Genomic DNA, 13,063 nt, shown 5'->3' on the forward strand with positions numbered 1-13,063 from the left:
TGAGGCAAATTGTTAATATTATGTAAATTGTTGCTGTTATTTTCTATTTATTTTACAGCAGGAATGAGGTAGTTCAAGCTTTGCTTCACGGAACATGGGAGAAGGAGAGTGCCACATGGAAAAACAGGTTCAAACGGTTATTAGCGGCTCTTACCGCAAGCATTTCGGGCAGATGCTGGAGGTCAAGTCCTTTCTGGAGCAAGAAGGAATTAAAGTGCTGGCTCCTGTAAGCCAGGGAGTGGTCAATCCGGGAGAAGAGTTCATTATTTTGAACGAAGACCCGATTCAGGACCCAAGGACGCTGCAGGATTCGATCTTTGCTAAGATGCGGGTATCCTCCTTTCTGGTCGTCGCCAATATTGATAATTACATAGGCAAAGCGGCTGTCTTGGAAATGGGATATGCGGTTTCGTTAGGGCTGCAAATTCTGAGCATCGAGCCGGTTCAGGATCCGAATCTCGCAGGCTACTGCCGATTGTTCGAGGATGTGTTCCCTGCCTGGAAAGCATTCAAGGTGAAAGAATCGGGTGAGGCTCTATGTGCGGAAGTAAGCTGATTCTGGATTTGGGCAGCCACAGCGCCAAAGTCTATGCCCAAGCGGAGATGAAGGTGGAGCAGGTGGATGTGCTGACCTGGGAGCTGCTGGAGAATGAAATCGACTTCTCGAAGCTTGAGGAGCAGTTGAGCGGACTACTTGCCAAGCATGTGGATTTCCGTGAGGCATCCGGTCAAGGTCGTGTTCAAGCGATTGGAACGGAAGCGATGAGAAGATCGCCGGAGCTGTCCGAAGCTGTTAGCGGTATATGCGGCAGGCTGGGGATCGATTATCGGACGATCAGTCAGAGAGAGGAAGCAGAGCTTCTGAGGCAGGCACTTGCCGCATCGGGAATTCCGTCGGATCTGGATGTCATCAACGTCGGGGGAGGCAGTATCCAAATCTGGCTGCGATCGGGTCGGAGCCCGCATTTGCTGCCGTTCGGCATTTCGGATCTGAATCAGAGGTTTGCTCTATTGGAAGCGCCTGCCGGAAGAAAGGTAAGGGAATGTATCAAATGGGTGGCTGAACAGCTGCCGCGTTCCTTGAACCAATTTGCTTATACAGGAGGGGAATACACGTATTTACGTCATTTTTCGATCCAGATGGAGGGTGGATATTGTAAAAAGCAAAATTTTGCAAAGTTATCGGAAGCTATTGCGGCAGCAGATCTTGAGGAATTAGAAGCCTCATCTCCGTATGATTCGAAGTGGATGCGGGGAGCTGTCGCGTCGAACTGTATCGTCCTCGCGTGTCTGGAAACGTCCGGAGCCGGCTCGTTCATGCCGACCGACCTGAACATTGCACACGGCTTCCTCCAGCAATTATGAAAAAGCTGTTGTTCGTCAAGTTTTTGCTTTGCGGTACTCAACTTCTTTCTCGGCGGCTGGGCCAAAGTTGTGCAAGCTTCCCTACTGGCCGCGCTAGCGTGGATTCACTAGGGGCTTGGTATCCGATGAGCATTGATTAAATAAGGGGTTTCCTATATTAGAGATATCTAGTATAGGAAACCCCATTATTGTTAACGTATCACTCTTCTTTAGTTTAAAATTTCCCAGGCTTCTTGACGATGTGCTGCCAATTGGTGGGGAGTTTATCTGTTCTCAAAGTGTGTGTAATTTACCAATTTGACCTCAGGACCCGCGGATATTTCAAAGGTCAATCTGTCTTGACCTACAGAAATGTGTGGACCGACAACAGGTATAACATCAAGCGTAATTGATAAGATAAATCCGCGAAATCCATTCACCCTGTGAGACTCAACCACATCGACGAAATACGGATATACAAGCGGTGGTTCGCTTAATAAATCTAGATAATAATCTTGAACTGCATGGTTGATATGCGGATCTAGAAAATTCATAAGCATATCCTGTAATCTTAGCTCTGTAGAGTCCTCCTGGGGAGGACGATAGTGATTTTCAGCGTTTATTTGATTGGGAGACAATAGGATAATTGCCATAGTTAAAAAAATAATAATCACATTTCTTTTCATGCACCACACCTCATCCGGTTGTATGGATAGTGTGCCCATACTGCGACTTCTGTTATTCTACTAGTAAGCGCAGACTGGTATGTCCGAAAGGATGATAATGAAATGGAAACTAGAACAATCGCAGGAACAAGTAAAGCGGGGACGTCCATGACTATGAGATCAAGCAAAATGGTCAAGGTGCCTCATGAACTGGTAAAGTCTCTGAATAAAAAAGAGAGCTTGAAGCTGGATGGGATGTCCGTTATTGAATTCTGTTTTTACACGGAAGGCATAAAAGGAACCTATTTTTTGCAGGATCATCTTCTGCTAATCGTCAAATCGGGTGTCTATACAGTTCGCTTCGGTAATCAAGAATATACGATGCGGAGCAACGAAATGATGTTTATTCATAAATCAATTGGAGTCCAGTACGAGAAAGCGGGTGAACCTGATTCCGATTACATCCTCGACTATATGATGTTTTTCCTGAACGAGAAGGTAGTAAATGAATTCCTCAGATTCGCCGGGTTAAAACCAATGTATCTCGTGAATGATGTTGTTCCGATAACAGTCTTTCCGATCAATGACCGCATTGGAAGCTATATCGAGTCGTTAAAACCCTATTTCGAAAACCCTGATGAAGTCAAAGAAGGACTGGTACGTGTGAAGCTGATGGAATTGCTGTTTCACATAGCGGATTCGAATGATCGTTTTTTGCATCAAATGATGCAGCCCATAAGCAAGGACAGAGACAGCATCGCAAAGATCATGGAGGAGAACTTCTTGAATCCCGTTTCCCTTAACGACCTGGCCTATTTGTCCGGCAGAAGCTTGGCGACGTTCAAAAGGGATTTTCAAGCAATATACCACACCTCCCCGCTCAAATGGGTTCGCAATCGGAGGCTGGATAAAGCCAAGGAACTGTTAGCGGAAACGGCGTTATCTGTTACGGATGTCTGTTTTTCGACCGGATTCGAAAATATCGCTCACTTTTCCAAAGTATTCAAGGAAAGATTCGGACTCCCGCCGTCGGAGTTTAGACAGCATCTGAGGTTGAAGGAGGAGGCCTAAGGAGGCTAAAAAGTTGCTATACAGGCACCTGATTTGAAAATACCGTTTCGCGGAAATTGCCGTGGAACGGTATTTTATTATACAAAAACAAAATGAGCTAAATAAACAAATAAAATGAGCTTGTAGGCAAAGAAATTCATTCGTCTCCTTGATACTCTTATCTCATGCGGTAAACGCAGCAGTATGAAAATAAGAATGATAGAAAGGTGATGAAACAAATGAGAAAGGTAAAGTTGCATAATGAAATGATTCCTTCGATCGCTCTTGGTACCTGGTCATGGGGAACCGGTCAAGGCGGTGGGGATGCTATTTTCGGGAATTATCTTACCGCTGAAGATGTAAAACCGGTTTTTGATTCGGCGATGAAAGCCGGACTCCATTTATGGGACACTGCGACTGTGTACGGAATGGGAGCCTCCGAAAGCATTCTGGGCGAGCTTACAAAAGGCCGCGACGATGTGCTGCTCTCAACGAAATTCAATCCGCGAGTTGGCGGGCCTGTTGAAGACAGCTTGAATAGTAGCCTGAACCGGCTAGGCGTAGACCATATCTATATCTATTGGATCCATAATCCTCTTGATGTAAAAAGATGGACTCCAGAGCTGATTCCGCTCATGAAAAGCGGAAAAGTAAAATATGCAGGCGTCTCCAACCACAATCTGGAGGAAATCAAACTAGCGCAAAGCATTCTGGCTGAAGAAGGGCTGAAAATCTCTGCTGTACAAAATCATTACAGCTTATTGTACCGTTCGTCCGAAGAAGCCGGAATTATTGATTACTGCAACGAAAACAACATTGTGTTTTTCTCCTATATGGTGTTGGAGCAAGGCGCATTAACCGACAAATATAATACGAAAAATCCTCTCCCAAGCGGCACCAGAAGAGGAGAGGCGTTTCATGAAGACGTGCTTGCGAAACTGGAAGGCTTGATCCATGTTATGAAGGAAATCGGCAGTAAGCGTAATGCAACTTCTGCACAAGTTGCAATCGCTTGGGCTATCACGAAAGGAACTCTTCCGATCATCGGCGTTACGAGAACTTCCCAAATTGCTGATGCTGTAAAAGCCGCTGAAATCACGCTGACAGCACAGGAAATCCATGATCTTGAAGCAGCCGCGAAAGAGACCGGAATAGTAATCAAAGGTGAATGGGAAAAGGCGATGCATGAATCACTATAATCTGTCTTTTCGGATTACTGAACCACCTTCACAGTTGTATTAACCTGTTATTTGTCAGGAACGGTTCAGGAGACATCCATGGTGGATGCCTCCTTCCGATGTTCTATATCAGTCCGCGTTAAGATGATTGGGAAGTTGAGTCTTTTAAAAATTCTTCGAATCTGATCGGAGGACGTCCGATTAGGTTTTCCAAAGTGGGATCGATTTGCGAGAAATCCCCTTGCCGGCTTGCTTGAAAGATACCTGTAAGCAAGTTGATGATCGCTTCCGACATACCATGAGACGTCAAGCGTTTCCGATATTCTTCATCGGACACAACGATATGCTGAATGGGCTGATCCAAGACCTTGGAAGCAATCGATGCGATCCCTTCCATGTCAATCGCCTCGGAGGCCGTAAGAGGAGGGGTAATCCCGGTGAGTTTCCCCTCTGTCAAGATAGCCGCTGTAACTGCAGCCAGGTCCGAGTGAGTCGTCCAGGCAATCGGACCGCTTTCCGGGACTATTAATTCCCTTGTTTTCAAGGCATCCCTGATCATCAATAACGCTGAAGTAGCAAAAAAACCGCATCGAAGCGATGTGAAAGCCATCCCTGAAGATTTCAGAATCTCTTCTGTAGCCGCATTGGTGAGCATGGGGGGAACTGTGATGTCGCAGATGAACCCATGTGGCTTGTGTACAGCACTCGGCCCACCCCAGCCTTCTTTGCCATATCAATGGCGGTTTGATGTTGGCGAACAGCCTCTTCTCCCTCCAAAGTGTTGGATGAGACAATGAGAACTTGCGACGCTTGTTCAAAGGAGTGAAGGAGACTTTCGGAATCATCGAAATTTCCTTGTCGGACACGAACTCCGCATTCTTTTAGATCCTGAGCCTTGTTCGCATCCCTGACACTTACACCAATTTCCTCTGCAGGAACACGCGCGAGAAGTTCCTCAACGATCTTCCTTCCTAAATTTCCGTTAGCTCCGGTAACAACAATCATTTTTGCATGCATCCTTTCGTTTATAAATCGCAAAGTGAGTTCCTTGCCATACGATTTGGTTTGTGCAATCATAATCGTATAAGTAGAAGATAAAAGGATTGTGCCCCTACGAACAACCTGCAAAAAGCTGTTTTTGTTGTTTTTCCTACATATGAGTTCTTTTGTCCGTTATTTGAATTGAGGAAAAGGGGAGCAAAATGTCAGTAAATCCCGAAGATCCGCGTGTAATAAGAACCCGTCAACAGTTCGTGCAGGCTTTTAACGATTTGGTGAGGGAGAAGAAAAACTTCTATTCCATTTCTGTGCATGATATCACAACTCAGGCAGCTGTAAATCGAACAACGTTCTATGCGCATTTCCAGGATAAATATGATTTTCTTGAATACTGGAAAACGGAGAAGTTTCAAATTTTTGTAAATGACAGACTGCCAGAGGACGCAAGCTTCAATGCGGACAATTTGCGAATCCTTATTCAAACCATCTTCGATTTTCTTTTGCAGGCCCGACAGCACAGTACGCCCGGAGACAAGCAGTTTGAATCCATATTTGAAAATGCCATTCATAAGAAGCTTCATCGATTCCTGCTTACATGGTTACATGAGGCGAACACGCAGGGATTTTCGCATGATACAGTGGAAGCTAAGGCACTCGTTGTGAGTTGGGGCGTATTCGGGTCGGCTCTGCAGTGGAGCCGGAACACTCAAAGCCGCTCGGAGGAATGGATGGTAAAAGAAATCATTGAAGTTGTTTTGGTTGATCTGGCTCCTTTTCTTGAGCAAAAATCCTGGTAAGTTACCCATATTTTATCATCAATCTGTCCCTGAACCCATTTAGGGGCTTTTTGCTGTGCAGTCGAAAGAGTTTTCGTTGCATATCTCACATTTTTTCCGTTGCATACGACACAGATTGCCCCGCGTCGTTTTGTTAAGATGATTCAGGCGGATCACGAACGAGAACGTACGGACTCTTGCCCGTTGCGGCAAGGTAACCAAGAAAGGGGAGCACATATGCAAGCTTATCGAAGTACATTCAGCTTCAAGCTGTATGCGATGATTACAGCTTTAACCATGCTGCTGAGCAGCATCATTTTTACCACAGGAGGAGGGACAGCTTCGGCAGAAGCCCCAACTGTAACGACATCGGCGCAGGTAACGCCGGGGAGCGTAGCTGCAGGGACTACAGCTGTAGTGAACGTGGATGTTACCTCCACAGAGGCGGCATCCCTGCTGCTGGACGTCGAGGTTTTCGACGCTTCGCTTCAGAAGGTCTACCAAATCTTCAAAGATAACATTGCTGTAGAAGCAGCCCAGCAGCAAACCGTTCCATTCGAATGGAACGTGCCTGCGAACACAGCGCCGGGCAGCTATATCGTAAGCGTAGGGGTATTCGGTGCAGGCTGGAGCGGCATGTACGATTGGCACGCGGGAGCGACGAGCTTCCAGGTCGTAGCGGGGCAGCCGGTGCTCACGATCACAAGCAGCGCGTCCGCGGATACCGCGCAGGCTCTTCCGGGCAGCACCGTGCATGTGAATGCAGCGGTTACGGCTTCGCTGGCCACAGAGGCGCTCACGCAGATGAGCCTTGTCGGACCGGACGGCGCAATTGTGGCATCTAAGGAGTATGCTGATACGCTTGAGGCCGGTGCAGCCAAGACGTACAGCCTGGATTGGACCGTTCCGGCAGGTGCCGCGGAAGGCGTATATCACATCGCGGTGCAGGTGCTAAGCGCAGACCGAAGCACAACGCTGCATACCAATTCGGCAGCAGGCCAATTCACGATCGGCACGAATTCCACACCAGACCCCGTTTTATCCGCACCGACGAACCTCACAGCAGCCTCCGAGACGAATTCCATTCACCTTACATGGGATCAAGTGAGATCAGCGACAGCCTATGAGCTGGAAGCTGACGGCATCAGCTTGGGTGATTTCAATACGAACAGCTACACACACAGCGGACTTCAGCCGGATACGGCGCACAGCTACAGAGTAAGAGCTAAGAGCCCATCAGCGGTAAGTGTCTGGAGTGAGCCGGTTATGGCTAGAACGCTTCAGGAGCAGGTGAGCAGCCAGCTGACCGTGAACGTGAAAACCGGGAATAGCGCTAGCACGCAAATGCCAACCCCAGAGATCGAGATTTTTAATACGGGTTCGACGCCGGTTCCTTTGAGCGAAGTGACGGCTAGATACTATTTTACAATCGATAGCGAAAGGCCGTTGACGGTCGGTTTCTGGACGACAGCGCCTAAGGAGTTCGTGACCGCCCGATTCGTGAAAATGCCGATTCCTTCGGCAGATGCAGACTACTACCTGGAAGTAAGCTTTGCTGCCGGAGCGGGCCAATTGCAGCCCAGCAGCAAAGTAGGCGTATACACATGGATCAACAAAAGCGATTGGTCTAGCTTTGACCAGACGAACGATTACTCCTACAGCAGCTCCGGCTCCTCGGTGCCTAATGAAAAAGTAACGGCTTACCGCTCCGGTGTTCTCGAGTGGGGCACGGAGCCGACGCTGCTGGACATTCCGGCATCGCCTTCGAATATTACGGCCAAACCGGCGGACACGAGCATCCTGCTCACATGGGATCAGGTTGTCGGTGCCACAAGCTACGATGTAGATGCGGACGGAACGGTTGTAGAAAATATTCAAACCAATAGTTACCTGAATCAATGGCTTCGCCCGGGAACTCGCCATTCTTATAAGGTCCGATCCCGAAAAGGTGAGAATGTTAGCTCCTGGAGTTCGGCTGTCAATGTCAAAACAACCGGCGAACAGGACCTGCCTGCCCCGGTCAATGTGAGAGGTACGACGACAGAAGCTTCGATTTCACTGAAGTGGGACGCTTTGGAAGAAGAAGTAACAGGCTATGAGGTCGAAGTAGACGGTTCCATTATTCCCGTGGGCCCTGCACTTACCTATGTGCACAGCGGTTTGGCGGCAGGCACAGCTCATACGTACCGTGTCAGAGCCAAGGATGGCGAGACGAGCGGCCGATGGAGCTCTCCGCTGCGGACCAATACGGTTTACACGCCGACAGGCACATTTGATGTACAGTTTACGGTTGACACGTCGGCAGAGCGCGCACCGATCAGTCCTTATATTTATGGTACGAACGACGATTTAACCGGCACGGAGCATTGGGGCTCCCGAAGAATGGGCGGCAACCGCATGTCCACCTACAACTGGGAGAACAATGCTTCCAATGCAGGCGAGGATTATTTTGAAATGAGTGATAACTACATTCCGTGGTATTATGGCGGCGTCCCTTGGGGCGGCAATATGGATGATCCGGGCATCGGCGTTATGGGCTTCTATAATAAGTCGCTAGAGATGGGGGCTTACACCTTGACCACGCTGCAGACTGCAGGCTTTGTTGCCAAGGATAAGAATGGAGCCGTCTCCGATTCGGAAAAAGCGCCTTCCAGCCGTTGGGTTCAAGTGAAACCGGCGAAGAATGCACCATTCAGCCTTACACCTGACACGAATGATAACGCCGTCTACATGGACGAATTCGTAAATCTGCTGGTGCATAAATACGGCAATGCTTCGACGCCGACCGGCATCAAGGGGTATTCGCTCGATAACGAACCTAGCTTATGGCAGTCGACCCATCCTCTCATGCATCCAAGCAAACCGGGAGCGGTGGAGGTTCTGACGAAAGGAATCGATACGGCCAAAGCCGTGAAGCATGTGGACCCATATGCGGAAATTTACGGACCTGCCGCTTATAGCTTCGATGAGCTTTACAGCATGCATGCAGCGGATGATTGGAACGCGATCAAAGGGAACTACAAATGGTATGTGGACTACTATCTGGATAAATTCAGAGTAGCTTCCGAGCAGGAAAACACACGTCTGTTGGATAGCTTGGATTTCCACTGGTATCCGGAAATTTCCGCAGGGGGCTACCGGATTACGGATGAAGGCTCCTACACCAACCTTGAAGCGAACAAAGCGCGGATGCAGGCGCCTAGATCCCTATGGGACCCTACCTATACGGAGAATAGCTGGATCGGTCAGTGGTACAGCTCGTTCCTGCCGGTGCTGCCGCGGGTTCAGCAGTCGATCGATCAGTATAATCCGGGAACGAAGATGGCTATTACGGAGTATAACTACGGCGGGGAGAACAACGTGTACGGAGGTATCGCCCAGGCCGACGTGCTAGGTATTTTCGGCAAGTACGGCGTGCATCTGGCGACTTTCTGGAAGATGGTTAATTCTTTGAAAGACGCTCTCTACATCTCATCCGCGGTCAAAATGTTCACCGATTACGACGGCAACGGCGGTAAATTCGGTGATACCAAAGTAAAGGCAGAGACGAACAATATCGAGAACAGCTCGATTTACGGTTCGATCGTTGCAAGTAGTGACGACGAACTGCACTTGATTGTGATGAATAAGAACAATGATTTTGATATGAATGCTGTTCTGAACATAGCAGGCAGCGGTACGTACACATCGGCAAGAGTATATGCCTTCGACAGCGAGAGCAGTGAGATAACGGAGCGTGAGGGCGTGACGAATATCACGAACAATACCTTTACGTACACCGTGCCTAAATTGACGGTTGCGCACATTATTTTGTCCAAATAATTCAACAGTGACGTGGGGCTTGTCCGAAGGGGCAGGCTCCATGATTGTTTTCTGGAGGAGTTTCAGTAAGAATGTCGAATAGGAGCAACAAGTAACATTTCGTACGATCGGGAGAATCCAATGTGGACAACAAATACGTATACCAGATGGGCAGCAGGTCTACTCATCATACTTACGCTATGCGTAACGTTCTTAACCGGCTTTGACTTCACCCAACAGGCAGCTCCGGGGGGAAAGCTGTTCAAGGCTTTATGGATGTAAGAGGCAAGGAAAGCGAATCGGTTCCGCTTGAAGGGGAGTGGGCATTTTATTGGAATCAACTGCTTACTCCAGATCAAGTTGATAGTCAGGCGGCAGATCGTCAATATGTAGAAGTTCCTTCAAGCTGGAATAAATATGAGCTCGCAGGCGCGGTGAACAGCTACTACGGTTATGCGACCTATGCGCTGACCCTTACACAAACACCAAGGAAGGACAAGAATGCGCTGTATATCCCTAACATATCGACAGCCTACAAAATTTGGGTGAACGGCGAGCTTTTAAAACAGAATGGTGTCATAGCGACTTCAAAGGAACAAGCGGTTCCCATGAGCAGGGAGTTCATTCTGGAAGTTCCTTCCGATACAGAGACCCTTCATATTGTGATACAGGTTTCCAATTTTACGCATCCTCGCGGCGGTATTAATGAGAGCATCAAATATGGAGACTTCAATCAACTGTCCGACAGTTTGCAAAATAAAACCGCCTACGATATGTTCCTGACAGGCGCATTATTCATCATGTGTTTGTATCATCTGGGTTTATACTGTATGAGGAGATCGGACAGTTCACCGCTGTATTTCTCGATCTTCTGTCTATCGATTGCGGTTCGAACGCTGCTTGCTGGCCGAACAGCGGTGTTCACCTTGCTGCCGCAATTAACTTATGATCTCGCCGTTCGCGGCGAATATATCGGTTTAGTGCTGAGCGTAGTATCGTTCACGCTATTCTTACGCCGCATCTATACGCGGGAAATGTCTCTGCTTGTACTTCGGGTATTGTGCTTGGTTTCCGCTGTATACGCGGTGATTATTCTATCGACCGAGCTGCAGTTCTTTATGTCGCTCTTGAAATATTTTCAGATTGTGATCCTGATTTCGATTAGTTATGCGTTGTACGTCTTTATCCTGGCGGCCATTCGTAAGAGAGAAGGGGCGCTGTTTTCCTTAGGCGGCTCCATTGTGCTCACCATTACGATCTTTAACGATATTCTTTATAATCAAGGTCTGATTCTCACAGGGTATTATGTGCCCCTCGGCTTACTTGTTTTTATCGTATCGCACTCTTTTATTTTGGGGATGAGCTTCTCCAAAGCTTTCGCATCTTCCGAAGAGTTGGCGTCCAAGCTCCTACTGGTGAACAGCTCCTTGGAAGAGAAAGTCAGGGAACGGACGGTCGAACTGGAGGAAGCGAACCGATGGCTCGAGAAGCAGACGCTGGCTGATGGTTTGACGGGAATTGCCAATCGCAGACACTTTGACGAGGAATCGCAGAGATTGCTGAGGAAAGCCAAGAATGACAACACGGGTTTCTGCTTGCTGTTAATGGATATCGACTGTTTTAAAGGGTATAACGACACGTACGGCCACTTAGCCGGAGATGAATGTTTAAGGAAAGTGGCGCGCGCGCTTGATACGATGGCTCGACAAGAGGGCGGGATGGCCGCCAGGTTCGGCGGGGAGGAATTTGCTTATATTGCTTGCGGAGCGTCAGACGAATTAAGTGGATTAGCGGAGCAAGCAGTATCCGGTATACGCGCCCTTACTATTCCGCATGCGGCATCAGGAGCCGCCGCGCATGTGACCATAAGCTGCGGGATGGTAACATGGATGGCCCATACCGACCATGAACCGCCAGGACTCCAGCTATTGATTCAAAAGGCGGACGAACTGCTCTATCAAGCCAAACAATCCGGGAGAGACCGGTATTACCAAGAAACAGTCCAATAAAAGCCCCAGTGACGGAAGCTATCGAGGCGGAGTTCATACCTCTGTGGATAGCCGTCACTAGGGCTTTTTCGCTGTATTATTCTTACAAGGAATAGAGTGACTCACTTCGGCGCTTTGCTGACAAAAACGCGGGGCTCCGAGCTCTCCAGAAACTGATACCAGCGCTGGCGGAATCGGACCTGCGGACCATCCGCGGGTACGTGCGCTTCCATGCGCAGTGCGTCAGGAATCGGTCGGGGATGCTGGCTCTCAACAATGGCGCGGTCCTCTTCCAAGACACGGGAGCTATAGCGGGAGAAGATGCGGCTGACCAAAGGAAGCTTCGCAAAATTTCGCCCGGCATACCCGAATATGGCAGTTACTTCACGATCTACAGGTGTGAAGGTCACGTAGTTGATAAATTGGGCCCGACTCGGTTCGGCGGGTGTCAAGATCCAATGCTGGGGAAACTGATAGTTCAGAAGCCCGCTGCCGTTCCGGATCGAAATTTGGTCACCTTCAGCGGTAAAGTCGATGTGGATATCCGTTCGGCTCTTCTTGCCGATCGTGCTGCGGTGCACGATGGGAACATGAGCCACATCGAGCACGCTTTCCACAGCGCGAGTCAGGTGGGCTTCCCAGACGGCATCGTAGGGCGCCAGAACGAAGTCCGGGTTATCGAGCTGCGGATACAGCTCCAGAGCGGGCAGGGGGTGGTCCGGCTTGTCGCTGCCCGGTATCGGGTACACCCAGATCAGGCCGGCTCGTTCTACAGCCGGGTAGGTTAGGGTGTGGGCGAATTCCGGTATAGCCCGCTCGGGATGTGCGGGAATCTCCACGCAGCGTCCGCTGCCGTCAAAGCTCCATGCGTGATAGGCGCACCGGAGCAGATTGCCGCTGCAGCTGCCAAGCGATAAGTCCGCTCCGCGATGGGGGCAGTACGCATGCAGCGCTTGAACCCCTTGAGCCGAGCGGAATAAGACGATGTCCCGGCCGATGACTCTCCGCTTCAGCGGCTTCCCGCCGCGTAGCTCCTTCGACCAAGCAACCGCATACCAGGAAGCGGGAAAGACCTCATGATCTTCTTCACGACTTGGACGATAAGAAGTATCCATGTATAAGGCTCCTTTTTCAAATAGTAGCTGTACACAAACTCTTGCTGCATAGAAAAGCCGCAATGGTTTGAAGCTGGTATCTATAATTTTATTGAATTTCGGGTATAATTCCAAGAGTAAACTCGAAGCTGCGGCACCGGATAGCTT

Annotated in this window: 12 protein-coding genes; 8 read left to right on the forward strand and 4 right to left on the reverse strand. The window is 49.0% G+C overall.

What is annotated here, in order from left to right; all coding sequences use genetic code 11:
• The first annotated feature begins 115 nt into the window (after nucleotides 1-115).
• Nucleotides 116-556, forward strand: coding sequence for a hypothetical protein (locus L0M14_RS28530; protein WP_235119772.1), 441 nt, complete (start codon nucleotides 116-118; stop codon nucleotides 554-556).
• Nucleotides 538-1,365 (forward strand): Ppx/GppA phosphatase family protein, encoded by an 828-nt coding sequence (locus L0M14_RS28535; RefSeq protein ID WP_235119773.1) that lies wholly within the window; start codon nucleotides 538-540, stop codon nucleotides 1,363-1,365. The genes L0M14_RS28530 and L0M14_RS28535 overlap by 19 nt, the downstream gene beginning before the upstream one ends.
• Before the next feature lie 263 nt (nucleotides 1,366-1,628).
• Here L0M14_RS28535 and L0M14_RS28540 read toward each other — a convergent pair whose 3' ends face one another.
• Entirely contained in the window at nucleotides 1,629-2,030 is a 402-nt protein-coding gene (locus tag L0M14_RS28540) for a DUF3888 domain-containing protein (protein WP_235119774.1), read from the reverse strand.
• Nucleotides 2,031-2,132: 102 nt separating this feature from the next.
• Here L0M14_RS28540 and L0M14_RS28545 point away from each other — a divergent pair, with 102 nt between their 5' ends.
• Both L0M14_RS28545 and L0M14_RS28550 read left to right on the forward strand, forming a co-directional pair.
• Nucleotides 2,133-3,080: a helix-turn-helix domain-containing protein gene (locus tag L0M14_RS28545; RefSeq protein ID WP_235119775.1), complete on the forward strand. Its 948-nt coding sequence runs from the start codon at nucleotides 2,133-2,135 to the stop codon at nucleotides 3,078-3,080.
• A gap of 218 nt (nucleotides 3,081-3,298) precedes the next feature.
• Nucleotides 3,299-4,258, forward strand: coding sequence for an aldo/keto reductase (locus tag L0M14_RS28550; RefSeq protein WP_235119776.1), 960 nt, complete (start codon nucleotides 3,299-3,301; stop codon nucleotides 4,256-4,258).
• A 118-nt stretch (nucleotides 4,259-4,376) separates the two neighbouring features.
• Here L0M14_RS28550 and L0M14_RS28555 read toward each other — a convergent pair whose 3' ends face one another.
• Nucleotides 4,377-4,781, reverse strand: coding sequence for a Rossmann-fold NAD(P)-binding domain-containing protein (locus L0M14_RS28555; protein ID WP_235119777.1), 405 nt, complete (start codon nucleotides 4,779-4,781; stop codon nucleotides 4,377-4,379).
• Between the two features lie 77 nt (nucleotides 4,782-4,858).
• The gene (locus L0M14_RS28560) at nucleotides 4,859-5,242 is read right to left on the reverse strand and encodes an NAD(P)H-binding protein (protein WP_235119778.1); all 384 of its coding nucleotides are present in this window, start codon (nucleotides 5,240-5,242) and stop codon (nucleotides 4,859-4,861) included.
• A 197-nt stretch (nucleotides 5,243-5,439) separates the two neighbouring features.
• On the opposite strand from L0M14_RS28560, the gene L0M14_RS28565 reads away from it, so the two are divergent.
• The 4 genes from L0M14_RS28565 (at nucleotide 5,440) to L0M14_RS28580 (ending at nucleotide 11,822) form a co-directional block, all read left to right on the forward strand.
• Entirely contained in the window at nucleotides 5,440-6,033 is a 594-nt protein-coding gene (locus tag L0M14_RS28565; protein ID WP_235119779.1) for a TetR family transcriptional regulator, read from the forward strand.
• Nucleotides 6,034-6,249: 216 nt separating this feature from the next.
• Nucleotides 6,250-9,834 (forward strand): glycoside hydrolase family 44 protein, encoded by a 3,585-nt coding sequence (locus L0M14_RS28570; RefSeq protein ID WP_235119781.1) that lies wholly within the window; start codon nucleotides 6,250-6,252, stop codon nucleotides 9,832-9,834.
• Between the two features lie 120 nt (nucleotides 9,835-9,954).
• Nucleotides 9,955-10,095, forward strand: a complete 141-nt coding sequence (locus L0M14_RS28575; RefSeq protein WP_235119782.1) for a hypothetical protein — start codon at nucleotides 9,955-9,957, stop codon at nucleotides 10,093-10,095.
• Nucleotides 10,086-11,822 (forward strand): sensor domain-containing diguanylate cyclase, encoded by a 1,737-nt coding sequence (locus tag L0M14_RS28580; RefSeq protein ID WP_235119783.1) that lies wholly within the window; start codon nucleotides 10,086-10,088, stop codon nucleotides 11,820-11,822. The genes L0M14_RS28575 and L0M14_RS28580 overlap by 10 nt, the downstream gene beginning before the upstream one ends.
• A gap of 101 nt (nucleotides 11,823-11,923) precedes the next feature.
• On the opposite strand, the gene L0M14_RS28585 is transcribed toward L0M14_RS28580, so the two are convergent.
• A complete protein-coding gene (locus L0M14_RS28585) occupies nucleotides 11,924-12,916 on the reverse strand; it encodes an aromatic ring-hydroxylating oxygenase subunit alpha (RefSeq protein WP_235119784.1) in 993 nt (330 codons plus the stop codon).
• Between the last annotated feature and the right edge of the window lie 147 nt (nucleotides 12,917-13,063).

The sequence above is a fragment of the Paenibacillus hexagrammi genome (genome assembly GCF_021513275.1).
GTDB lineage: Bacteria > Bacillota > Bacilli > Paenibacillales > NBRC-103111 > Paenibacillus_E > Paenibacillus_E hexagrammi.